We start from the raw sequence: 25381 nt of genomic DNA on the forward strand, positions 1-25381 counted from the left end.
GCGTTAGCGTGCCCCTTTGTCTCCGGATTTCTACGATGGCTATAACTAGTTCAAGGAAATCTGGAGACAAGAGGGATCGGAGGGAACATCCGCATGCGGAGCGATGCAATATTTGCAGGAACATCCGCATGCGGAGCGATGCATACTTTGAGAAACATCCGCATGGATAGCGATGCAATCTAGCAGAAACATCACAGGAGCGATGCCTGCAAGGAATAAGCGTACGAAGCAATGCTAACAACAATCCCCCTCCTAACCCCCAGCACAAAAAAGACGACACCAGCAACAGCTAGTGTCGTCCTTCCCACTTTAAAATTACTTGCTCGCCTTATAAGCAGCCAAGTATTCCTTCACCTTCGCCGGATCCGCTACGAGCTCGTTGCCGGTTTTGACGATCGGGCTCACGGTGGAGTAGGCTTTGATTTTGTTATTGTTGTAGTAAGCAAGGATTTCATCCTGGTTGATCGAGTAGAGCACCGCTCTTCTCAGATCTTCGCTGCTTGCCACATCGCGATTCTTCGTATTGAAGAGCAGGTAAGATACCGCGTTGCTCTCAATGGTTTGCAGCTTCAGCTTGCTGTCGCCCTTCACAACGTCGTACTTCGTTTCAGGCACGCCGTAGTAGAGGTGAATCTCGCCGCTGCGCAGCGCGGAGAGCGTGCTGTCGGCGTCCTTGATGAAGCGGACTTTCACTTGCTCGATTTTCGGCTCATGCTCCGTACCCTTCATGTAACCAGGGTTTTTGTAGAAGATGGCCTCGTAATCGTTCTTGTAGGACAAGATGTAAGGACCGCTTGCAAACAGCGTATTGTTGTATTTGTCGCCTTCCGTTACCGTGTTTTGGTCACCGTAAGGAATGTCTTTGTTCACATCGAATTTCTCGACATCATAGGTGTTGATGGATTCAACTTGTTTCTTTGACACGATCCCTGCGGATTGGTGAGCCAGGTAGTTCAGAACTTGCGGGAACGGCTCAGTGGTCGTCAATTTGATGACCTGGTATTTACCGTCCTTGGTGCTGGCCTGGTTTTTGTCGCTGACCAGGGAAGTGATTTTGGTGTCGAGGCCTTTCTCCAGCGCTTCTTTCACGCTTTCGCCGCCACCGGACACCTTCGTGTTCTCCAGTACGCTCAGATCCGTGACCGCTTCAACGGTATTGATGTGCTCGTGAAGGGTGTAGGTACGGTGATCCGGCACGGAGTTTTTGTCCTTCGCACGATTCATCGAGAAGATGACATCGTCTGCACCAACGCGCTCGCCGGAGTCAACGGCTTTTTTATCCGTGATTTTGGCGAAGTTGATATCGTCGCGAAGAATGAAATAGTACTCCGAGTTGCCTTCCGCAATGGCATGATTATAAGACAGAGAGCCTTCGGACGTGATTTTGTCGTCATCGGTCAGGTTGATCAGACGGACGTTCATGTTGGTGTTGATGATGTTGATGGAACCGTCGTTTCCTTTGATCGGGTCAAGGGAAGTCAATTCGGAAATCGATTGGGACAAAATAAGCGGCTGCGTTGCGCGCTTCGACTGGTCTTTGAAATCAACGGCTTCCCATGGCAGGGAGCGGGATTTCGACAGACGGACGGAGTTCTCGTCAAGAACGTCCTTGTTGAACGCCTGGCTCTTCAGAGAGATGTAAAGCGGCGCAATGTAGGCTTTTTCCGTCACGAGGCGATCCTCGAGCTTTTTATAAGTGGCAACAGCCTCTTCCGGCGTTTGGGTAGCGGCTTCGTCAATCAGCTTGTCCACTTCTTCATCGGACATAATGCTGTAGTCGCCGCCGGTTTTGAACAAGGAACGAACGGCATAGTCCGGGTTACCGGTAACCGTCGTCCAGCTGGACAGCGCGACATCGTAGTTGCCGGCATCCTGCTGGGCTTTGAAGCTGCCGTAATCAGGCTGAAGATTCAGCTTCACGTTGAAGCCGTTTTTGGTCAGCTGGTCACGGATGATATTGACATCGGATTCGTTAGAGCTCATACCGAGCAGCTCAATCGTCACCGCCGAAGCGTCCGTGGACGAATCCGTTGGTTCTTGTTGGTTTTGCTGCTGTGCGTCCTCTTTGGTTTTTACGTTGCATCCTGCCAGTACGATGACGAGCGAGAGGAACAGCAACAGCAAGGAACTCTTTTTCATGGTGATTCCCTCCTGAGTGATGTATATATAAATTTGTTTGAAACCGTTAATTGGGTACTGCTAAGGCCGTCAGGCTAGTCCAGCTTCGGATCGAGCGCATCCCGCAGTCCGTCCCCCAAAAAGTTGAAGGACAGCACGAGGGCAATGATGGCAAGACCCGGATAAATCGCCAGGTAGGAGTTGGTCTCCAGATACGTGCTTCCGATTTTGAGGATATTTCCCCATTCCGGAATATGAGGCTCTACCCCAAGGCCCAGGTAACTCAAACTGCTTGTCGAGATGACCGCCGCACCGATGGTCAACGTCGATTTGACGATCATAGGCGCAAGGGAATTCGGAACGATATGCTTGAAAATAATCGAAAAATTGCTGGAGCCGAAGGCTCTGGCCGCATCCACGTATTCGTATGTGGAAACAAGCATGACATTCGCCCGCATCGTTCGGGCATACGTCGGGATGGCCCCTACGCTAAGCGCAAGAATAAGGTTGACCGTATTCGCGCCGAATGCCGCGATGATCGCGATGGCGAGCAGGATGCCCGGTATCGCATACAGCACGTCAAGCAGCCGCATGATGATGTTGTCCGTCTGACGGCCGTAATAGCCGGATATGGCTCCAAGGATCCCGCCGATAATCACCGGGATGAGGGTGGATGCGAATCCGACGATCAGCGAGATTCGTGCGCCGAACACGATCCGGGAGAATAAGTCCCGCCCGAAATTGTCGGTGCCGAACGGATACTCCAGACTAGGCGGCAGCAGGATCGCGCTGTAATTGTTGTCGATCGCGACGCTGTAATCAAAGGTGAATACGCTGCATACCGACAGGCAGAACAGAAAGATGACAAAGAACAAACCGGCCATCGCCGTCGAGTTGGCAGTCAGCTTGATCCATACGTCGCTCCAGCGCGTCATCGCCGGATTGCCATTCTTGCGGATTTTTGCCAGCAGGTTAATCCCGAGCACCAGTGCAAAAATGTTGCCGGTTGCCGCTGTAACAATAATCGGCAGCGCGAGCCACACAAGCTTCGGATGCGCATAGTGGCTCGTAACGAACTTAGCAACCAAAAGCAGTGCGATCAGTTGAAGGATTGCAACCACGACGAGGATGAACATCGCCGGTAGAAAAGTGTTCGATACATAAGGCTTGAACAAATTGAGCGCCGAGATAGCGATGACATAGAGCTGGGTTAGCAGCATGTACACCGCAATGGTGTACTCGGGAGGCTTCTGCTGTTTGACGAGGTTAAAACCGAACGTAACGGTAAACAGATTCCCGGTTATGATGCTTAGCAGCTGGATGTATCCGAGCAATCGGGTTGATCGCCTGATGTCCCCGGTCCGAAGAAGGTCCCGCCGGATCAGGAGCGTAATAATCATCTGAACGATCGTAAATAGGGCATACGCAGCAAAGGCGGTAAATACCCAAGGCTTCAAGGCGCCTCCAGCGAAATCAAAGCTGTTCAGCAGCAGGATCACGGACAGAGTCAATGATATAACCCATGTGAAGCTGGCTTGACGGTACTCCGGTGATGATTTCAGCTGGTGTGCAGTGCCTTGCTTAGATTGTAGCTTCTTGATCATGAGTACACCTGCTTTAGTATTGTTTCATCTTGGATCGGATCCGTGGATCGAAGAACGCGTACAAGATATCGATAATGACGTTCACCAGCGATATGGTGATGGCGGTATAAACGACGCCGCCCATGATGGCCGGTATATCAGGGATGAATTGCTTGTCCACGATGTAGCTCCCGATACCGCTAATGTTGAACACTTTTTCCGTAACGGCCGAGCCGCCCATCATACCCCCGAATTGAAGACCAATGACGGTGATGATCGGAATAATGGCATTGCGGACCGCATGCTTCATGAGAATCGTCTGTTTTCCGAGTCCCTTCGCTCTGGCCGTGATCATATAATCTTCATGGATGACCTCAAGCGTCGAGGAGCGCGTCATTCTGGCAACGGAAGCGGTAAGTCCCGTACCGAGCACAATAACCGGCATCACGATGGACAGCCAATTCTCCGGATTGAAGGTTGCCGGCAGCCACTGCAGCTTAATCGAGAAATTCAGGATAAGGATTAATCCTTGCCAAAAGTTCGGGATAGACAATCCGATCAGCGCAACGAACATGAACGTATAATCGAAGAACGAGTTCGGTCTGGTTGCCGAAATAATGCCGATCGGCAGCGCGATCGCAATCGCAATAATGAGCGAGATGACGGTCAGCGTCAGCGTGATCGGGAATTTTCGGGCGATGCTGTTCGTAATATCCTCGTTGCCCGAGAACGATTTGCCAAGATCGAAGTAGGCAATGCCCTTGATGTTGTTCCACAGCTGCGTCAGATAGCCTTGATCGAGACCGTGCATTTTATTGAAGGCCGCGATCTGCTCCGGCGTTGCCGTCTCTCCTAAAATATTGGCTGCAGGATTGAACGGCGACAAGTACAGGATGGTAAATACGAGAACCGCTACCCCGAAGATGACGAGAATCGTCATCGCAAGCCGTTCCACAATATATTTCAGATAGGGACTGCGATATAAAAATATAAGAATATACATCAGCAGACCCGGGATCAGTGATATAATGAAGAATAACGGATTGGCGATCAGTCGGTCGAACGTATCGGCCATGGTCAAACGCTTCTTATTATTTAATAGAAGCTCCTTGGTCGTCCGGTCACGTAGCTCCTCCTTAAACCGGGCCTGTGCGATTCGTTCAACTTCCTGCTGGAGCTGCTGCTCGCTGATCTTCTGCTTGAAGAACTCGTGCTTGCGCTTCTGCTGCTGGGCAATCTCGGCCTGGAGGGCTTCCAAATACCCGGATGCAAGCATCGCGCTGCGAATGCGGTTCTCGGCGGCTGTATAGTCGTCCTTCCTTCGCTGGACCAAATAAAAGAGGAAGACCACGAGATTAACGGGTGCTCCCAATAATAATAGTAAGTATTTATAAGAAGGATTCAGAAGGATCTTATGATAAGTGGTGCTTATCGAACCTATGAGTCCGCCTCTTCTAGCTGCTTCCGTCCCCCCCATAAGGTGTCTTTCCTCCTTGTTTCTAAATTGCATTATTCCGAGCGATATAGTATATTTTATTTTGAGATATATTAAAAGTCAATAGATTATTAGCGTCTTACGCGATGACATAATGCATATGGCAGGTGAGGAAGTTGGAACCGATCTTACAGGTTAAAAATTTGAGCGTCGCCTTTCAATCCCGGGATACCGAATTCCATGCGGTGCGCGGCGTCAGCTTCGAGGTGCGTAAAGGAGAGACGCTCGGCATCGTTGGGGAGTCCGGAAGCGGCAAAAGCGTGACCGCTCGCTCGATCATGCGTCTTCTGCCATCCCCGCCTTCTTATATGAAGGATGGGGAAATCCTGTTTCTCGGCCAAAACCTGGCAGAGAAGACGGAGAAGGAAATGGAGAGTATCCGCGGGCGCGATATCGGCATGATTTTTCAGGATCCGATGACCTCGCTCAATCCGACCATTCGAATCGGCGAGCAAATCTCCGAAGGCTTGGTGAAGCATCTGAAGCTGTCCAAGCAGGAAGCGAAGCAGCAAGCGCTGGAGATGCTGAAGCTCGTCGGCATCCCGAACAGCGAAGCCCGGTATAATCAGTACCCGCACGAATTTTCCGGCGGCATGCGCCAGCGGGTCATGATCGCCATCGCCCTGGCGTGCCATCCGGCGCTGCTGATCGCCGATGAGCCGACAACGGCGCTCGATGTAACCATTCAGGCGCAGATCCTGAATTTGATGAAAAATATGCAGGAGCGTTTCGGCTCCTCGATTATTTTAATTACACATGATCTCGGCGTCGTTGCCGGGATGTGCGACCGCGTGGTTGTCATGAAGGACGGCGTTATTGTCGAGACGGGAACGACGGAGGAGATTTTCGAGAATCCTCAGCATCCCTACACCCTGAAGCTGCTCAACGCGCTGCCTCGACTGGACGAGAAGAAGAAGCCGAAACCGGCCCCTCTGATCGTTCCCGGCACGGATTACAAGGGACCGCTGCTTGAGGTGAAGTCGCTGAAGCAGTATTTTGACATGGGAAAAGGCAAGGTTTTAAAGGCCGTGAACGATATCAGCTTCCATATCCAGGCGGGTGAAACGCTCGGCGTTGTCGGGGAGTCCGGCAGCGGCAAATCGACGACGGGACGAGCCATCCTGCGTCTTCATCAGCCGACGGGGGGCGAAGTGCTATATCAGGGCATGTCGGTGAACCGGCTGTCGGCTTCGGAGATGAAGGCGATGCGGCGCCATATGCAGATGATCTTCCAGGATCCGTATGCGTCGCTGAACCCACGGCTTAAGGTTCTTGATATTATCGGCGAAGCGCTGGATGTCCACAAGCTGAGCGGCAGCAAGCAGGAACGCAAGAAGCGGGTCGAGGAGCTGCTCGATATGGTTGGTCTGGATCCTGCGTTCGCGACGCGGTATCCGCATGAGTTTTCCGGCGGGCAGCGTCAGCGGATCGGCATTGCCCGGGCGCTGGCGGTAGAGCCGAAATTCATCGTCTGCGACGAGCCCTTGTCGGCGCTGGATGTGTCGATTCAATCCCAGATCGTGAAGCTGCTGGAGGAACTCCAGCATCGATTGGGCCTGACATACCTGTTCATTGCCCATGACCTGTCCATGGTGAAGCATATCAGCGACCGCGTCGCGGTGATGTATATGGGGAAAATCGTGGAGCTTGCGGAGAGCGAGGAGCTGTACTCCAACCCGCAGCATGAGTATACGAAGTCATTGCTGGCGGCGATTCCGGTGCCTGATCCGAAGATCGAATCGAAGAAAAAGCGGGTAATGCTCGAAGAGCGGACCGGCGAGGATAAGTACAATCTGGAGCATTCGGAGCTGGTGGAGGTTTCGGAAGGCCACTGGGTGGCTATGCCGACCGGGGCTTGACGGTTTGCGGGTTTCCTGAGGCATTCGAGCGCATTGCTCTTGTGAACAGCTTTTGTGAACAGCATTTTGTGAACATATAAATCGTGAACAGCCTCTTCCGGCGGGTTTTGCTGGGAGAGGCTTTTTTGATATACGCTACGTATCTTTTAATACTAATAATGAAGTGCTGCAGCTGCTCATTGAGCAGGCTTCTCCGATGAATTTCTTGAATAAACGGTTAAGTGAATCTCTTAAATAAGCGGTTAAGGAGGGCCCCGGCGTGGCCAGTCTGTCCTGCGTTATATTAGAGTTGCTTACGAGGGCTCGGCGTTGCTGTGCGGCTATCTAGGGCTGGTGGGGAATTTGGTAATCGGGAGAAGCGCCGGTGTGGCATTTTCGCGGCCTTTCCCTCGATTTCTTGTGATGCCTGATTGCATTCTTTGGGATTTGGTGTATTGAGATTGTATCTTTAACGGCGACCGCGGAAGGCCTTCGTCGATCGTTGCTCGGTATCACATGAAGGTGGTCTAGAGCTGCTGGGGATGTGGAAAAAAACTCCTGAGGAGGGCCATAAAATAGAGGAGTTTGCGGACCGCATGACAAATATATAAAACGTAAAGCGTTCTCACCGGCTGTGACAGCCTGCTAGATTTCCCATTGTACGTACAACAGCTTCGCACTTATGAAGGAGGAACATGAAATGAATCGTTTGCAGCAAGGAGATATTGTACTTTTCCAAGGAGACAGCATTACGGATTGCGGACGTGACCGCAATAATCCGAACAGTCTGGGTAACGGGTATCCGCTGCTCGTCGACTCGTGGTTTGGCATGAACTTTCCTGAAATGAACGTGACTTTTCTGAATAGAGGGATCAGCGGGAACCGCGTGGTCGATTTGAATGCGCGTTGGGAAGAGGACTGCCTGGATTTGAAGCCGAATTGGGTATCGATTTACATAGGCATCAATGATTGCTGGCGCCGTTATGATAGCGGGGATCCGACCAGCACGCAGGACTTCAAGGACGGATATCGGAAGCTGATCGAACGGACGAAGTCGGCCCTGGACGCGAAGCTCATTATGGTCGAGCCGTTCGTGCTTCCGCATCCGGAGGATCGGAGAGCATGGCGCGAGGACCTCGATCCGAAGATCCATGCGGTGCGGGACTTGGCTGCTGAATACGGCGCACTGCTGGTGCCGCTGGACGGGTTGTTTGCTGCCGCTGCGGTGCGGCGCGAAGCTTCCTTCTGGGCGCCGGACGGCGTGCATCCGTCTCCTGCGGGCCATGGCCTGATCGCGAAGGCGTGGCTTGAAACGATGGGTGTGCGTCTTAGCTAATTTAGAATGAGCGTAGAACTTTGAGGTGCGGGAGTATGGCGGGCGCCTTATTTGGCTGGCGCTGGCTTTTACTTTCGGGGTGTGACAAGGCTGCGGGCGGTTGTGTATCGTCCGGAGCCTTTTGTATTTTAGGCAAGCCGGAATTTCTGGTTGGCTATTTATTAGGTAACTTTAGCGGAACAAGTCCCTTTTAAGTACCTGTAGCGGGAGAAAGGCGGTAAATTAGCGGAACAAGTCCCTTTTAAGTACCTGTAGCGGGAGAAAGGCGGTAAGTAGGCGGAACAAGTCCCTTTTAAGTACCTGTAGCGGGAGAAAGGCGGTAAATAGGCGGAACAAGTCCCTTTTAAGTACCTGTAGCGGGAGAAAGGCGGTAAATTAGCGGAACAAGTCCCTTTTAAGTACCTGTGGTGAGAGAACGGTGGTAAATAGACGGAACAAGTCCCTTTTAGGTACCTGTGGTGGGGAAACGGCGGTAAATGGGCGAAACAAGTCCTTTTTAGGCACTTGTGGCGGGAGAATGAGGTGAATTGTGCGGAACAAGTCCCTTTTAGGTACCTGTAGCGAGAGAATGGTGGTAGATGGGCGGAACAAGTCCCTTTTTGGTACCTGTGGTGGGGAAACGGCGGTAAATGGGCGAAACAAGTCCTTTTTAGGCACTTGTGGCGGGAGAATGAGGTGAATTGTGCGGAACAAGTCCCTTTTAGGTACCTGTGGTGAGAGAACGGTGGTAAGTAGGCGGAACAAATCCCTTTTAGGTACCTGTGGTGGGGAAACAGCGGTAAATGGGCGAAACAAGTCCTTTTTAGGCACTTGTGGCGGGAGAATGAGGTGAATTGTGCGGAACAAGTCCCTTTTAGGTACCTGTGGCGAGAGAATGGTGGTAGATGGGCGGAGCAAGTTCCTTTTAGGTACTTGCGGCGGGAGAAGGAGGTAAATTGTCCCTCCGTTTTTTTTGCACCATGTTGGCACCACCATTTTACTGTCCCACATTTCTGTCCCTCCATTTTACTAGACTACCACCTTTCTCACGCCATCCTTTTACCACCTATCCCTTGTAAAGCTTTAACGCGAAAAAATAAGTATTGACGCTCCTCATTAAATCCTATAGGATTACTTGTATTAAAGTCTTTTTTAGGGGAAACAGGGGGAGAGAGAACATGAGGGGAAGTAAACATGTACGCAGTTTTACGGCGCTCGTGCTCGCATTCGTCATCGTCTTGACAGGCTGTGCCGAATCGGGCAGCGGCGGAGGCAGCAATGCCGGCAAGCTTTCGGACAAGGTGGAGAATCTGCCGGCAGGCATCGCCGAGAAGGATCCGGTCAAGCTGATGGTCGTCCGCAAAATCGGTGGCGATGACCACACGGCGCAATTTTTGGCAGGTGCGAAGCAGGAGGGGGAGGCGCTGGGATTCAAGGTCGATACCTTCTCCGCCAACGGAGACTCCGCGAAGTTTCATGATGCGATCGCTCAGGCGATTGATAGCGATTACGACGGCTTCATCATTTCGCACGGCGACGATCCGGCAACCGTTGAAGACGTGAAGAAAATTTCCGCGAAGGGCATTCCGGTCGTTACCTTTGACTCCCTTCCGGAACTTAGCGAAATTGAAGGCGTGACCCAGACCTCGCAGGACGACGAGCAGCTGGCGAAGCTGGCGCTGGACAAGCTGGTGGAAGAGCAGGGGCCGGACGCTAACATTGTGTACCTATGGGTCGACGGTTTTCCGCCGATGGTACGCCGAAATGCGGTTTACCAAGAAACGTTGAAGAACAATCCGGGCATCAAAGAGGTGGAGCGCTTCGGTGTTGCAAGCAACCAAACCTCGCTCGACACGCAGAATGCCGTATCCGCCATCCTGACGAAATATCCGAAGGGCGAGATCGACGCGATCTTCGCGACCTGGGATGCATTTGCGATCGGCGCGGCGAGAGCGCTTGAGGAAGCGGGACGCACGGAGATCAAAATTTACGGCATTGACGTTTCGAACGCGGACCTGGAGCTGATCCAGAAAGAGAACAGCCCATGGATAGCGACGGCGGCGGTGGATCCGAAAATGATCGGAGCCGTTAACGTCAGACTGCTGGCCAAGAAGATTGCCGGCGAGGAAACGCCGGAAACCCACAACCTCGAGCCTGTGCTGATTGAACGTTCCAGCCTGGAGGGAGCTTCCGAGGCGGTCAATATGGTGAACCTGGCCAATATTATTCCTAAGTGGGGCACCAGCACCGAGTTCGAGGAAGATTGGATGAAGGCCCTTAAAGAAGCAAACGGAAAATAAGCTACGGCATACAGGCGCTCTTATCGGTCATTCGATAAGGGCGCTCTATCCTATTTGAAGGGAAGAGGACATGTGCGAAGCGGTTTGGAGGCAACTAGAACACGCCCGGCTACGGAGGCTGGGGCGGCGTCTTTACTTCAAATGAAGCGAATATCGATTTCATTTCCGGGCGTTAAGGCGCTTGACGCTGTTGATTTTCAGGCGGCCGCCGGAGCGGCGCATGCGCTGATCGGTGCGAACGGCGCCGGTAAATCGACGCTTATGAAGGTTCTATCGGGCGCGTACAGCCATTATGAGGGGGAGATATGGCTGGATGGCCGCCAGGTGAATATCAGGTCCCCGAAGGAAGCGAAGGATCTGGGCATCCAGATCGTCTATCAAGAGGTGGATACGGCGCTCATTCCGAACCTGTCGGTCGGCGAGAACATCATGCTCGACCGGATGGTCCATGATATGGGAGGCCGGCAGGTTATTCGCTGGAACGGGCTGCATCAAGAGGCAGAGGCTGTGCTGGCACGCATGAACATCCGCGTTCCGAGCCGTAAGCTCGTGTCGGAGCTGACCTTGGCGGAGAAGCAAATGGTGCTGATCGCCAGAGCCGTGTCCAAGCAGTGCCGGATTCTGGTGCTGGACGAGCCGACGGCGCCGCTCAGCCACAGCGAAACCGAGCAGCTGTTCAAGCTGGTCCGAAAATTGAAGGAAGACGGGGTAGCCATCATTTTCATATCGCACCGGCTTCCGGAGCTGTATGAAATTTGTGATGATATCACCATCATGCGGGACGGCCGGCATGTCGTAAGCCAGCGGATTGCGGACATCGCTCAGCCGAAGGTGGTGGAGCACATGCTTGGCGCCAAAATGGAGCAGCAGTTTCCGCATATCGAACGGGAGATCGGCCAGGTAGCGTTCGAGGCACGCAGCTTCCATGACCCGGGGAAAGTCCAGCATGTCGATTTCCATATCCGCAAAGGGGAGATCGTAGGCCTGGCGGGCCTCGTCGGCGCCGGAAAAACCGAGCTGTGCCGAGCAGTGTTCGGCGCTTCGAGCACATCCACGGGAGAGATATCCCTGAACGGTAAGCGGCTGCGCATCTCTTCGCCGCACGACGCCGTGCGTCAGGGTATTGCGCTTGTCCCCGAGGAACGGCGCCGGGAAGGCGTGTTCGTGGAGGAGCCGGTATCCGTCAATTTGACGGCCTCTGTGCTGTCGCGCTTTACCAAATGGGGCTCGTGGCTCAGCTTCGGCAAAGAGAAACAGGCCGCCAGGGACATGATCGACCAGCTTGGCATTAAGACACCGAATGAAAAGGCAAGGGTGAAAAACCTGTCCGGCGGCAACCAACAGAAGGTTGCGATCGGCAAGTGGCTGCTGGCGGATGCGGATGTGTATATTTTTGACGAGCCGACGAAGGGCGTTGACGTAGGCGCGAAGCGGGACATCTTTCAACTGGTGGCGGAGCTGGCAAAACGCGGCAAATCCGTACTATATGCCTCGAGCGAGCTGTCGGAAATCGTCGGCATTACCGATCGGGTGTACATCATGTATGACGGCGCGATTACGAAAGAGCTGGATACGCGGGCATCCACGGAAGAGGAAATTTTGCTTTATTGCACAGGAGGCGGGTTGACATGAATACAGCAAAACCTTTGAAGGAGAAGCCAGCGGCGAGTTTCGCGTTTGATTTTCTATACAAATACGGCACGCTGATCACGGTCGCGGTGCTCATTCTCGTGTTCGGCACGGTTGCCGACAGTTTCCTAAGCACCAGCAATATCATTAACATCCTCCGCTCGATTTCGATTGTAACGATCATTGCGGTCGGATTAACGGTATCTTTATCGGTTGGCGGCTTTGACCTGTCCGTCGGCTCGACGGCCACCCTAGCCAATGCATTGGTCATCTCCATGTTCGTCTGGCACGGGCAGCAAATCGGCATCGGTATCGGCCTTACGCTGCTGATCTGCTTGGCGGTTGGCTTAATCAATGCCTTCCTGGTCATCAATTTCAAGATCGACGATATGCTGATGACCCTTGCTACGATGTTTATCTTCCAGGGAGTGGCCATGACCTATACCCGGGGGGCAACGATATCGCAAAACATGATCATGCCGAGCGGCGACTTTGCAACAGGAAAAATACCGGCGGCATTCGAAAAAATCGGGCAGGTGCCATGGATCATCGTCATCATGGTGCTCGTGGTCCTGGCCGTCCACCTGTTCCTGACTTATACGAAGCATGGGCGATATATGTACATGATCGGCGGCAATCGCGAAGCGGCGGCGTTATCCGGCATCCCGGTGAGCCGGTATCGGTTGATCGCATACCTCGTATCCGCACTGTTCGCGACCATCGGCGGCATTATTCTGGGTGCGCGCGTCATGACCGCTGAGGTGAACTCCGGCGGCCCGTACTTAATGGACGCGGTGGCCGCCGCATTTATCGGCTATTCCGTCTTCGGGGCAGGAAAACCGAATGCGCTTGGAACATTCGTCGGCGCTGTGCTGATCGGAATTTTGCAAAACGGGCTGATCATGCTGTCCGTGCCGTACTATGCCATGGACATCGTGAAGGGCTCCGTGTTGGCGCTTGCGCTGGCCCTGACCTATTACAGAAAGAGAAAGTGACGTCCGAGGCGGCGGCTCCATTCCTTGACCGGCCCGTTGCAGCAGGCGAGGAGATCATCAAGACGATCATTCCGATGTTCGAGAAGGAAGCCCGGAGCTATAAAGAAAGTTCACAGAACATCGATTACAACCTCAGAGTAATCAAAATGGCAATCGGCGTAACACGGCACCATAGCAACAGAGCACCAAGGCAACAACAAATGCACCATAGCAACAGAGTGAGCAGAGCACCAGAGTATCAGAGAGCAAAGGCACCAGATCAATAGCACCAGAGCAATAGAGCAACAGGCAACAGAGCATCAAACAGTTAATATATCAAGAAAATGGCGATAGAGGCAGCGCGGGTAACCCGTGCTGCCTCTTTGTTTGTTCTGGAGAGAGCTTGGCGACCTGGAGAAAAAGCCGGTAGGTTAGCAGACCTTCCGGCTTTCGCAGCCACAAGGCAGTTGACGGGTCCGGCGCGCATTCATTATCCTTGTAGAAGGCTGACAGATCGGATGAACAATAGAATGAGATGCAGGCAAGGGAGTAAACGATCCGTAGAAAAGGCAGAGATTGCCCTTGTAAACGGATTTCTTCCCGAATCATCAGATCAAGATATCGCGGAGCACGGCGATTCAAGCGGCATGGTCTTGCCCACATCCGGTTCAAATGCACCCGCGGTTTCTTTATTACATAGAAGGGGGACTCATCATGAAAAAACCAACCTTTGTACAACCCGATCCGCAAACCTGGATCGATTCATTCCATTTCGAGATTCCAATCAAAATTCGTTACTGCGAGACGGACATGCTGGGTCATGTCAATAATGTCAGCTACTTCATGTATTTTGAACAGGGACGGATTGAATACTTCGAGCATTTGGGCTTAACCGAGGATTTGTTCAGCGAGAAGCATGTATCGGTTGTGGCTGATTTGGAATGCCAGTACCTGGCGCAGCTGTATTTGAAGGATCCGCTTAAGCTGCGCGTCAAGGTGGCTGAGATCGGGCGCTCCTCCATGGATGTGCATTACGCTGTAGTCGTGCGCGGCGAGCTGAAAGCCGCCGGGCGGGGAACGATCGTGCTCATCGATACGGCTACCGGCAAGAGTACGCCGATACCGGATGCGGCCAAGGAACGGATTCTCGCTTTTGAAGGAACAAGAACCTAGAGGAAGGGAAGGGATATAAGGATGACTACCCGATTTGCCGTCATCGGCACAAACTGGATAACGGAGCGTTTTCTTCAAGCAGCCCTGGAGGCGGAGGAGTTTCTGCTCGCAGCGGTTTATTCGCGCACGGAGGAGAAGGGACGGGCGTTTGCGGCTAAATATGCAGACCCCGATGTGTACACCGATCTCGATCAAATGCTGCGAGAAGCGGAAATCGACGCCGTATATATTGCAAGCCCGAATTCATACCATGCGGAGCAGGCGATCCGGTGCATGAATCACGGCAAGCATGTGCTGTGCGAGAAGCCGATGGCCTCGAATGCAAGCGAGGTTCAAGCCATGATCGACGCCGCCAAAAGAAATAACGTTCTGCTGATGGAGGCGCTTAAGTCCACTTTGATGCCGAATTTTCAAACGGTGCGGGACAATCTGTACAAGCTTGGCCCGATCCGGCGCTATTTTGCAAGCTACTGCCAATATTCTTCGAGATATGATGCTTTTAAGCAGGGGACTGTATTGAACGCCTTCAATCCCGAGTTTTCCAACGGATCGCTGATGGATCTGGGAATCTACTGTCTCTATCCGATGGTTACCCTGTTCGGCAAGCCGGATACCGTGAAGGCTTCGGGCTATATGCTCTCCTCCGGGGTGGACGGGGAAGGAAGCTTGATTCTGTCATACCCTGAGATGGACGCTGTCATTATGCACTCCAAAATCAGTGATTCCTACGCGCCGGCTGAAATCCAGGGCGAGATCGGGACGATGATCATCGATAAGATCAACCAGCCGTATGACGTGAAGATTCATTACCGGGACGGGACGATCGAGAACGTGACCCAATTGCAGACCCACGAATCCATGTATTACGAAGTGCGGGAATTCATCGATCTCCTAAAATGCGGGGAAAGGGAGAGCGCAGTCAACACCCTGGCGAATTCTCTGATTACTGCAGAAATCATGGAGGAGGCCAGAAGGCAGATCGGACTCGTGTTCCCGGCGGATACACGGAGTTGAGCGGGACTCGAACTTAGCCTAACGAGTCAAAAACCAAGCGGTATATGATATTTGTCATCCCCTCGAAATGACGTTTATGACTACGGTGCACACCTCCCACTGTCTATAATTAAAGAAGACAAGTGCGTGACCGATTCATTTCTAACGTCCTTGCGCCTTAAAACGAGGGGGAAGACAACGATGGCTAAGCCCGATAACAGATTGTCCAGCTTGAAAAAAAACATGACTCCTTTCGAAGTAATTGATACCAAAGCGAGCATTCGCCAGCTGTTGAATACACTGATTCCGTTGATACTGCTCTGGTATGCAGCTTACCTGAGCCTTTCGGTATCATATTGGCTGACGCTTCCGATTACGCTGATCGCTTCCGGCTTTGTGGTCCGGACGTTTATTATATTTCATGACTGCTGTCATCAATCGTTCTTTAAGAGCCGCCGCGCCAACCGGATTCTCGGCACGATTACCGGCATTCTGACGCTGTGCCCGTATGAGCAATGGAAGAGTACCCACTCGATCCATCATGCAACGAGCAGCAATCTCGATAAACGGGGAATCGGGGATATGTGGGTGCTGACGGTGGAAGAATACCGCAATGCATCGCTGTGGCAAAGGCTGTCCTACAGAATTTACCGGAATCCGCTTGTGATGTTCGGTCTCGGGCCGATCTGGGTATTCCTCGTCTCTTACCGCTTCAACCGAAAGGCAGCCGGGCGCAAGGAGAAGCTGAACACGTACATTACGAACGGATCGATTCTCGTGCTATACGCTCTGCTGTGCTGGGCGACCGGATGGCAGGCATTCCTTCTGATCCAGGCACCGATTTTCCTTCTTTCGGGCATGCTGGGCATTTGGCTGTTCTACGTTCAGCATCAATTCGAGGACACCTATTATGAGCATGATGAAGAATGGAGCTTCGTCAATGCGGCGGTGGAGGGAAGCTCGTATTACAAGCTGCCGCGCCCGCTGCAATGGATTACCGGTAATATCGGATTTCACCACGTCCATCATCTAAGTCCCAAGGTTCCGAATTACAATCTGGAAAAAGCGCATGAAGCTTCTCCGCCTCTTCAGAAGGCAACGACCATCACTTTAAAAACGAGCTTCAAATCGATCAGCTTCCGATTATGGGATGAAGAGCGGAAAGTGTTTGTTACCTTCAAGGAGGCCAAGGCGCTGCTGCGCAAGCCGCAAGGATCGGCTTCCGTTCCGGAGGTCAGCGCGATCAAGGGTAGAACGGTCGTGCAGAGTAAATCTTAGCTTGGATTCAGGGTAAGAATAAGGATAGAGGATGTTACGGGGGCACGACGCCCCGCTCAGGCAAGGGAAAGGTATACGGAAGATGAAATTGACCTAATCGGCGGTTACTAAAAGGTGGGACTTCATGCAAAAATGGTATCAGATTTTTCATAGAAGCACGGGGCTGAGCCCTTATGTATGGGTCGTCTTTTATATTCTGCCGTTCTATTTCATCTTCCGGTCGACCTCCACCTACCAGATCGTTATGGGCATCTTGATGATCGGCATGTTCTTTCTATTCTACGTGCTGTCCTTCTTGTCGAAGGGCTGGCTCGTATATTTCTGGACAAGTTTGCAGATTCTCATATCGATCACGATGTCCCTTCTGTTCGGTTACGTATATTTCTCGCTGTTTCTCGCATTTTTTATCGGGAATATTAAACATAAAGTCGGGTTCATTACGCTGTATTCCATTCATCTGCTGACGACGCTCATTACTGTCAACTACGGCCTGCTGACAAGAAACCCGCTCTTCATTACGCAATTGCCGTTCGTGCTCGTCAGCGTTGTCGGGGTCATCCTGCTTCCGGTCACCAACTATAACCGCAACAAGAACGACCGTCTGCAGGGGCAGCTGGAAGATGCGAACAAACGGATTTCGGAGCTGGTGAAGCTGGAGGAACGGCAGCGGATTGCAAGGGATCTGCATGATACGCTGGGGCAGAAGCTGTCGTTAATCGGCTTGAAGAGCGATCTGGCGGGCAGGCTGATCACACAGGATCCGGATAGGGCAAAGGCCGAAATCGACGATGTGCAGCAGACTGCCCGAACCGCCTTAACGGAGGTCCGCGAGATGGTGACCAGGATGAGAGGCACCCGAATTGCAGATGAGATGTTCCGGATTCAGCAGATATTGAAGGCAGCGCAGATTGAACTGACACTAGAAGGTACAACCACGCCGGACAATATCTCGTTAATGAATGAGAACGTCATCAGCATGTGCCTGAAAGAGGCGGTCAACAATATTGTAAAGCACAGCAATGCAACGGTCTGCACCATTTCGATGGAGCAGACCGAGACGGAGCTTATCGTCAGGGTAAAGGATAATGGAACGGGCATTATGGGGCATGCTGTCCATCCCGGCAACGGGCTTCGTGGAATGAGAGAACGTCTGGAATTCGTCAATGGAAGCCTGGAGATTGTGTCGGGCGAAGGGACAACGCTCATTATTCGGGTCCCGAGCGTTCACAGAATGTCGGAGATGATCCGAATCGTCATCGCCGAGGATCAACGGCTGCTGCTTGGCGCGCTAGCCTCGCTGCTTGATCTTGAACCGGATATGCAGGTGGTCGGAACGGCAGGAACGGGGAAGGAAGCGGTAGAGCTTGTCCGGATCCATAAGCCGGATATATGCATTATGGATATCGAAATGCCGCTCATGAACGGCCTTGAAGCGGCGGAGGCGATCAAGGATAGCGGCTGCAAAATCATGATCCTTACGACTTTTGCGAGACCCGGATATTTCGAACGGGCATTAAAGGCGGGAGCCAATGCCTACTTGCTGAAGGATACGCCAAGCGGGGAGCTGGCCACGTCGATTCGAAGCATTATGGCCGGAAGGCGGATTTATGCTTCGGAGCTTGTGGATGAAGCCTATAGCGGTGAGGAGAACCCGCTCACCGAGCGCGAGAAGGAAGTGCTAGGCCTGATCGCCGACGGCAAGAACACGAAGGAGATTGCAAGCCAGCTGTTTATTACGACGGGCACCGTCCGAAATTATATTTCGGTCATTCTGGATAAGCTCGGCGTGAGCAACCGGATCGAAGCCATTACGCGGTTCAAAGAAAAAGGCTGGTTCAAATAAACAACATAACGATATTCAAGCGATGCGCTTCCGGACAGCCGGGGGGCATCTTTTTTTTGCATATGAAACCTAGATGCTTGTCTGGTCAGGCTCGATCCATACAGATTCCTGTTGCTCGGTTTGTCTCCCCATACCATTTTGGATATTGCTTCGTTAGTTGGAAATAATGTAGATGCTAATGACGATCTGCCGAAAGCAGCTGAAATGGATGTTCGATCCGTTATTATGATTGGGCAGAAGGAAGGAACTACAGCTATGGACCATATCGTATTTGAAGTCGGAACAGCGCTGCTGCTGGTAGCGATTGCTTCCATCATTGCAGGTAAACTGAGGTTTTCCATCATCCCGTTTCTGATTGTGCTTGGAATGCTGGTCGGACCGCATGCGCCTAAGCTCGGGATTCTGGACTTCCGGTTTATCGAAAGCCAGGAAATCATTCATTTTCTGGGACAGATGGGGATATTGTTTTTGCTATTTTATTTGGGTCTCGAGTTTTCCGTTCAGAAACTAATCAAATCCGGCCGCAATATCGTCGTCGGCGGCTCCATCTATGTGCTGTTGAACTTTGTTCTGGGCCTGGCTTACGGCTTTCTGGTTCAAATGTCTTTCTATGAGACGCTCATTATTGCAGGGATGCTGTCGGTGTCCTCCAGTGCGATCGTCGCCAAGGTGCTGGTGGATTTGCGCCGGACCGGGAATGCGGAAACCGAGCTGATTCTCGGGATTATCCTGTTTGATGATATTTTCCTGGCGGTGTTCTTATCGATTATGTCCGGGCTGCTGCTTGGCGGATCCACGACGGTTGGCGGGACGGTCCTTTCGGTCCTCATATCCATCGCGTACATGCTGTTGTTTTTTGTTATCGCGAGAAAAGGGCCTCCGATTCTTAATCGGCTGCTTAATATTACGTCGAGTGAGATTTTTATTATCGTCGTGTTCTCGGCGATGTTCTTTATTGCCGGATTTTCCGAAACGCTGCATGTGGCCGAAGCGATCGGCGCTTTGCTGTTCGGGCTTGCCTTATCGGAGACGGAGCATAGTGAACGCATTGAGCATCTGGTGATTCCGTTTCGTGATTTCTTTGGAGCAATCTTCTTCTTCAGCTTTGGCCTCAGCATTGATCCGACCACACTGGGAGATGCGATCTGGCTGGCGCTTGGAGCGGTTATTTTGACAATCGTCAGCAATATCGTGGCCGGCATGATTGCCGGACGGAAGGCCGGATTGCAGCATAAGTCGTCTCTGAACATCGGCCTTACCATTATGGCCCGCGGGGAGTTTACCATTATCGTGGCCAACCTGGGTTTGGCTGGAGGCTTGGCGGCGGTGCTTAAGCCTTTCTCCGCGCTGTATGTCCTGATTCTGGCGATTCTGGGTCCGCTGTTTGCAAAAGAATCGAAGCTTATGTACCATGGAATGAATAAAATATTCAAATGGACCGACCCCGTAAAGAAAGAGAAGAAGAAGAATGTCTAAGAAGATGAACCAAGCCGATTTACTTTCTGCCAAGGAGTCTATATAATCAAGAGATTGAATGAACCCAGAACGGAGGATTTACAGATGAGTATTATTCGCGAATCGGACCTGCCGGGTATCGGGAAGAAGTTTGTGATCCAGGCGAGATCAGGGGATAAATTGGTTGTCGTTATCCACGATGACGGCCGCAGAGAAATGTACCATTTTGAAGATGACAACGCCGATGAGACGATTTCCCAAATCACGCTGGAGGACGATGAGGCTCGTCAAATTGCCGGTATTATCGGCGGCATGACCTACAAGCCGAAGGCGCTGGAGACGATCGAGGTTACGCTTGAGGATCTGATCATCGAGTGGGCGCGTATCGAGCCGCATTACAAATGCGTCGATAAGACGATCGCCGAGCTGGAGGTTCGCCAGAGAACCGGCGCCAACGTGCTGGCGATTGTGAAGCGGAATGAACAGAAGATCAATCCGGGGCCGAGCGATATTTTGACGGCTGGCTCAACGCTGGTTCTGGCCGGCGAGCGGAAGCAGATCAAGCAGCTGAAGGAGCTGCTCGTGAACGGCTAGTTAGAAGCATACGTGCTGCTATTTATGAAAAAGTCTGTCCCAGGGCAATGGACCTTGAGGCAGACTTTTTTTGTTATAAGTCGTCTATTAAATAGAGGCGTGAACCAAGCGAGGAGCGAATTTGGCGTAATGCTCGAATTCAAATCTACCGCGCTTCCGTAGTAGACATGCTGCCCAGAGCCGCACCTCACTTCCTGGCAATGATCATAAACCGGGCGGCGTTCGTCCGAATGCCGCGCGCTTCGCGGAACTCATCGATGAACTGCTGCAAAATGCGGTAATCCTGCTCATCCTCCCCGAAGCCCGGAATGATCGGCGTATGCTTCAGCAGAAAGAGCAGATCCTCGTCGCGTTCATAATATTCGGCAGCATCGTACTCGGCATATTGTACATCGCGAAAGCCTGCTTCCCGTAACTCTGCGATATAGCGATCCCTTAAGGCGCCGTCTTCCTGGTCTAAGGCTTGCCCTCTGCCGAAGGCCTTCTTCAGGTTCGACTTATCGGATTCTCTCACTTGCTGGGTGATGAGTACGCCGTCATCGGTTAATACCCTGGCCGCTTCCGCGGCAGAGAATGGTGCATGCCTGCAGGAGACCAGATTGAACAGCCCTGCCGGGAATTCCAGCCGATCGGCGTTCATCGGGATAAAGCGCGCGTTCGTCACCGAAGCCCGGCGCTGGTTCCGGCTCGCCGCCTCGATCATGGGGCGGGAAAGATCGATCCCGATCAGGAAGGCGAGGGAGGACGCGATAGACAATGCATTCTCCCCGCCCCCGGTTCCGATATCCAGCAGACAATCGGTTTTCCGGCACGCTTGCCGCACCGTATCGTAGAAATCCCATGCCGCGCCTTCGCTTATGCATCGGACTTGGCTGAAGTCCCAGCCGTTGATGGCCCCGATCGCATCATAAAAATGCTCGTAAGATTGTGAATTCATGGTTAGCTCCACCTTTCGTCAGGAGAATATTGGACGCTTGCTGTTGGTCACATTCGCCTTAGGAGGAGCGGATACCGGGTCATGGCGTGCCCGGATTGTTATCGTCCGGCAGGCGGGTGCATGCGGAAGACTTCTTTTTTAGCAGTGAATAAGGGCATATCCACCAGTCGGGTCATCCGGCTATATAAGAAATAGGCGAAGATATGCTTGCAAGGCCAGCATAGCTGTTTTAGCCTTAATTAGGCAGATACCCTTGACCAGCCCTTGGCTGCCAAGCCCGGTTCTACTCCTGCCCATGCCGTCTACTTCGAACGTTTGGGATCGACATTCCATTCACCCCGATTTTTAAAAAAGGTTATATTCATTGTACGCCAAGGAATTTGCCGGGAACAAGCCGAAATACATAAGAGGTGCGAACCCAAAATCTTAAGTAATTGTTAAGAACTTGGAAGCCTCGCGTTAAGAACTGTCATGTATACTGTGTGAATCCGAATCGGCCACAGAGAAAAATCCGGATGAAAATGAGAGGTATAGTTATGAACAAAAGCATTGCAACCCAAAGGGAGCGCCTGCCTGAACTGCAGCTCGTGCGCGCATTCGCGATTATCGGCGTGCTGTCCGTCCACTCGACGTCGTATGCGGTATCGGCCATGAAGGAATCCCAGTACTTTTTTCTCTACAATTTCATGAATATCTTCATGAAATACGGGACACCGACATTTATCTTTTTGAGCAGCCTGGTCCTATTCTACAACTACTACAGCCAGCCGATGACCAGGCAGCGGATCGGCGGGTTTTATAAGAAAAGACTGCTGTATATCATCATCCCGTACACGCTGTTCTCCATCTTCTATTTCGGTCTGCTGCACTTCCTGTACTACCCGGACCGATCGCTGGCGGATACGGTTGAAAGCTTCTTCACCAAGCTGGTGACGGGCAAAGCCTACACGCATCTGTATTTCGTATTCATCAGCATTCAGTTCTATGTGCTGTTTCCGCTTGCTTGGTGGCTGTTTAAAAAAGTGCCGCAGCTTACGAAGTGGGCCATCCCGATCGGCCTGGCGATCCAGTGGGCTTTCGTGTTTCTGAACAAATATTACTGGCAGGTGCCGAATAAGGGAAGCTGGGCGCTGACGTATATCGCATACTTCATGCTGGGGGCCTTCGTCGGCATTTATTATCCGAAGCTGAAGGCTTGGCTGGTAGTTAGCCGCTCGAACGCCACGCCGGTCCGCACCGTTTCATGGATCCTGCTGTGGCTGAGCTGGGCGGCTTGCGGGCTTGGGCATGTGTACATTTATTACACGAACCGTTTATACGGGACGGCGTACAATTCGACGCTGTACGAGCTGATGTGGAATGCGCATACGTATTTGGGGGCGATTGTGCTGCTTCAGCTGGCGTCGATCGTGTACCGAACCTTCAAGGGGGGCTTGACCCCAGCGCTGGAGCGGCTGGGCGCGGTATCCTTCGGGATCTATCTGATTCATCCGTTTTTCCTGCTGGTTTATCGGCAATTCCCGCTATCCACGGGTAATTCTGTCCTGACCCATGCTTGGTATGCGGGCGGCTTCTTGGCTGCACTGTTCTGCTCGTGGCTTGTCGTGGAGTTGACGGTCCGATATCTTCCTGCCTCGTGGCTCGTATTCGGGAATGTGCCAAAAACAGAGAAAAGCCGGAGACGGCAAGAGCAGCAGGGAGTGCCGTTATCCAGATAGTGCTGCGCGATGCTTACCGGCAGCGGTACAGGTGCTGCGCAGGAAGGCGGAACCCTGGGGAAGTGCGACGGCAGCGCGCATGTGGTAGCATGGTGGCATACAAACAACAACTTAGGGCCTGTGCGGGACTGTCCTGAAAGACACGGGGCATAAGGCTGCAGCATTTTTATAGGAGGGGCCATGTCTGGAGTAACCATACTGATGGTCGACGATGAAGTCGAAATTATTAAACTGATGGAAATCTATGTGAAGAATGAAGGCTATACGCTGCTTACCGCCAACAGCGGAATTGAAGCGCTGGAGATTTTGAAGACGCATAAGGTGGACTTGATTATTCTGGACGTCATGATGCCGAAGATGGACGGCATTCAGGCATGCATGAAAATCCGGGAGGAGAACAACACTCCGATCATCATGCTGTCGGCGAAAAGCCAGGAGATCGATAAAATCGCAGGGCTCAGCATCGGGGCGGACGACTATGTCACTAAGCCCTTCAGCCCGCTGGAGCTGATTGCCCGCATCAAATCCCAGCTTCGGAGGTATAAACAGCTGAACAGCAGCACCGCCCGGAATGAGAACGAAATCCAAATCGACGAGCTGATCATCAACGCCGCTTCCCACCGGGTCACGGTGGCGGGCGAAGAGGTCAAGCTGACGCCAAGGGAATTTGATTTGCTGCATATGCTGGCGATCAATCGGGGGCTCGTGCTCAGCATGGACAAGATCTATACGGAAGTATGGAACGAACCGTTCATGGAATCAAAGAATACCGTCATGGTACATATTCGCAAGCTGCGCGAGAAGATCGAGAAGGACCCGCAGCATCCGCAATATATTAAAACGGTTTGGGGGATCGGGTACAAAATCGAGTAGACTATAGCAGAGGTGACTAATTTGAGAAGAATACAGCCGGATAACATCCGCATCAAAATGCTGCTTATGCTGCTTGCAAGCATCGGCATAACGGCAGCCCTGCTGGTTACGCTCTATGCTTTAAGTTCCCTGATCCTGACGGTTCCAACGCTGAACGTTCCCTTGGCCTGGGTGGTCAACAATATCGGGTCGGAGCCGGTTATGATTGTGGTTGGCATGATCCTGTTCTTCGTCAGCTATTACATGAGCACGAAGTGGTTCGTCCGCGATCTGGCGAAGATCGAAACCGGCCTGCAGGAGGTCGTCAGCGGCCGCTTCGATTATAAAATCGACCTCTCTTCCCGGGACGAGCTGGGCCGTGTAGCCGAGGGCATCAACCGAATGGCCGACGAATTGAATGTTTACCTCGAAGAAATTACGCGCGGTCTCCGGGAAATCGCCAAGGGCAATTTCGATACCGAAATCCCGGAGCATCCCGGAAGCCAGCTCGGCGAGGTGGCGGCCAGCATCAATCAGATGAGCAAGCAGCTGTATCAATCGATACTGGAGGAGCGCCGTGCCGAGAAGACGAAGAACGATCTGATCACCGGCGTTTCCCATGACCTGCGGACGCCGCTGACGTCGATCCTGGGGTTTCTGGAAGTGATTGAGGAGGATCGCTACCAGGATGAAGTTGAGCTTCGATATTACGTGAATATCGCCTACGAGAAGGCGCAAAACCTGAAGAGGCTGATCGATGATTTATTCGAATATACGCGGATCAACAACGGATTGCCGCTCGAGGTGCAGGAGATCGATATGGCGCAATTCATCCGGCAGCTGATCGAGGAGTCGGTTCCGGCTTTGGAAAAATCGGGTATGGAATGCCGGCTTGAGGCCGAGGATGGGCTCACGATTATGGCTGACGGCAGCCAGCTCGTTCGCGCTTACGAGAATTTGATGTCCAACGCGATCCGGTATGGCGCCTCAGGCGGAGCTGTTGATATTGCAGTTTGGGAGGTGGACGGCTTCGTCCTGGTCAGCTTCACGAATTACGGCGAGCCGATTCCCGAACGGGACTTGCCGTTCATCTTCGACCGCTTCTACCGTGTGGAGAGCTCGCGTTCGAAGCAGACAGGCGGAACCGGCCTAGGTCTCGCAATCACGAAAAGCATTGTCGAGGTCCAGGGCGGCGAAATCTCGGTGCGCAGCGATCGCCAGAGCACAACCTTCGCGACGCGGTTTCCCAAAGCGAAAGCCAATCAAGAAACAAAAGGGAGATGACA

General features: G+C 52.4%; 18 protein-coding genes and 2 pseudogenes. 16 read left to right on the plus strand and 4 right to left on the minus strand.

The window, feature by feature from the left end:
- Window positions 1-315: 315 nt before the first annotated feature.
- The 3 genes from NST08_RS06285 to NST08_RS06295 form a co-directional block, all read right to left on the minus strand.
- Window positions 316-2139, minus strand: coding sequence for an ABC transporter substrate-binding protein (locus NST08_RS06285; RefSeq protein WP_007131569.1), 1824 nt, complete (start codon window positions 2137-2139; stop codon window positions 316-318).
- A gap of 74 nt (window positions 2140-2213) precedes the next feature.
- Window positions 2214-3722 carry an ABC transporter permease gene (locus NST08_RS06290; RefSeq protein ID WP_007131570.1) on the minus strand — a complete coding sequence of 503 codons (1509 nt, stop codon included), beginning with the start codon at window positions 3720-3722 and terminating at the stop codon, window positions 2214-2216.
- 13 nt (window positions 3723-3735) lie between these two features.
- A complete protein-coding gene (locus tag NST08_RS06295; RefSeq protein ID WP_007131571.1) occupies window positions 3736-5178 on the minus strand; it encodes an ABC transporter permease in 1443 nt (480 codons plus the stop codon).
- Between the two features lie 134 nt (window positions 5179-5312).
- Between NST08_RS06295 and NST08_RS06300 the strand changes: the two genes are divergently transcribed.
- From NST08_RS06300 to NST08_RS06360, 13 genes and pseudogenes are all read left to right on the plus strand, one after another.
- Window positions 5313-7055 carry an ABC transporter ATP-binding protein gene (locus NST08_RS06300; RefSeq protein ID WP_007131572.1) on the plus strand — a complete coding sequence of 581 codons (1743 nt, stop codon included), beginning with the start codon at window positions 5313-5315 and terminating at the stop codon, window positions 7053-7055.
- Window positions 7056-7734: 679 nt separating this feature from the next.
- Entirely contained in the window at window positions 7735-8370 is a 636-nt protein-coding gene (locus NST08_RS06305; RefSeq protein ID WP_007131573.1) for an SGNH/GDSL hydrolase family protein, read from the plus strand.
- 1157 nt (window positions 8371-9527) lie between these two features.
- Window positions 9528-10649, plus strand: coding sequence for a sugar ABC transporter substrate-binding protein (locus NST08_RS06310; RefSeq protein ID WP_341341606.1), 1122 nt, complete (start codon window positions 9528-9530; stop codon window positions 10647-10649).
- Window positions 10650-10790: 141 nt separating this feature from the next.
- Window positions 10791-12281 (plus strand): sugar ABC transporter ATP-binding protein, encoded by a 1491-nt coding sequence (locus tag NST08_RS06315; RefSeq protein ID WP_341341607.1) that lies wholly within the window; start codon window positions 10791-10793, stop codon window positions 12279-12281.
- Window positions 12278-13273 (plus strand): ABC transporter permease subunit, encoded by a 996-nt coding sequence (locus NST08_RS06320; protein ID WP_144871036.1) that lies wholly within the window; start codon window positions 12278-12280, stop codon window positions 13271-13273. The genes NST08_RS06315 and NST08_RS06320 overlap by 4 nt, the downstream gene beginning before the upstream one ends.
- Window positions 13274-13966: 693 nt before the next feature.
- On the plus strand, window positions 13967-14425 hold the full coding sequence (locus tag NST08_RS06325; RefSeq protein ID WP_007131577.1) for an acyl-CoA thioesterase: 459 nt from the start codon (window positions 13967-13969) through the stop codon (window positions 14423-14425).
- Window positions 14426-14446: 21 nt separating this feature from the next.
- Window positions 14447-15439: a Gfo/Idh/MocA family protein gene (locus NST08_RS06330; RefSeq protein WP_028406907.1), complete on the plus strand. Its 993-nt coding sequence runs from the start codon at window positions 14447-14449 to the stop codon at window positions 15437-15439.
- A 180-nt stretch (window positions 15440-15619) separates the two neighbouring features.
- The gene (locus NST08_RS06335; RefSeq protein WP_007131579.1) at window positions 15620-16696 is read left to right on the plus strand and encodes a fatty acid desaturase; all 1077 of its coding nucleotides are present in this window, start codon (window positions 15620-15622) and stop codon (window positions 16694-16696) included.
- Between the two features lie 124 nt (window positions 16697-16820).
- Window positions 16821-17936 (plus strand): annotated as a pseudogene (locus NST08_RS06340) (histidine kinase); the annotation flags it as partial.
- A 21-nt stretch (window positions 17937-17957) separates the two neighbouring features.
- Window positions 17958-18263: pseudogene (locus tag NST08_RS06345) on the plus strand (response regulator); the annotation flags it as partial.
- Between the two features lie 21 nt (window positions 18264-18284).
- Window positions 18285-18539 (plus strand): response regulator transcription factor, encoded by a 255-nt coding sequence (locus NST08_RS06350; protein WP_341342616.1) that lies wholly within the window; start codon window positions 18285-18287, stop codon window positions 18537-18539.
- A gap of 255 nt (window positions 18540-18794) precedes the next feature.
- A complete protein-coding gene (locus NST08_RS06355; RefSeq protein ID WP_340901350.1) occupies window positions 18795-20015 on the plus strand; it encodes a cation:proton antiporter in 1221 nt (406 codons plus the stop codon).
- Between the two features lie 84 nt (window positions 20016-20099).
- A complete protein-coding gene (locus NST08_RS06360) occupies window positions 20100-20588 on the plus strand; it encodes a cation:proton antiporter regulatory subunit (RefSeq protein ID WP_341341608.1) in 489 nt (162 codons plus the stop codon).
- A 187-nt stretch (window positions 20589-20775) separates the two neighbouring features.
- On the opposite strand, the gene NST08_RS06365 is transcribed toward NST08_RS06360, so the two are convergent.
- Complete coding sequence (locus NST08_RS06365) at window positions 20776-21525, minus strand: class I SAM-dependent methyltransferase (RefSeq protein WP_007131584.1); 750 nt, start codon at window positions 21523-21525, stop codon at window positions 20776-20778.
- Between the two features lie 536 nt (window positions 21526-22061).
- Here NST08_RS06365 and NST08_RS06370 point away from each other — a divergent pair.
- From NST08_RS06370 to NST08_RS06380, 3 genes are all read left to right on the plus strand, one after another.
- Window positions 22062-23243 carry an acyltransferase gene (locus tag NST08_RS06370; RefSeq protein ID WP_007131585.1) on the plus strand — a complete coding sequence of 394 codons (1182 nt, stop codon included), beginning with the start codon at window positions 22062-22064 and terminating at the stop codon, window positions 23241-23243.
- Between the two features lie 180 nt (window positions 23244-23423).
- Entirely contained in the window at window positions 23424-24116 is a 693-nt protein-coding gene (locus NST08_RS06375; protein ID WP_007131586.1) for a response regulator transcription factor, read from the plus strand.
- A gap of 57 nt (window positions 24117-24173) precedes the next feature.
- The gene (locus tag NST08_RS06380) at window positions 24174-25379 is read left to right on the plus strand and encodes a sensor histidine kinase (RefSeq protein ID WP_376773072.1); all 1206 of its coding nucleotides are present in this window, start codon (window positions 24174-24176) and stop codon (window positions 25377-25379) included.
- The last annotated feature ends 2 nt before the right edge of the window (window positions 25380-25381 follow it).

The organism is Paenibacillus sp. FSL K6-1566 (assembly GCF_038050475.1).
Taxonomy (GTDB): Bacteria; Bacillota; Bacilli; order Paenibacillales; family Paenibacillaceae; genus Paenibacillus_AQ; species Paenibacillus_AQ lactis.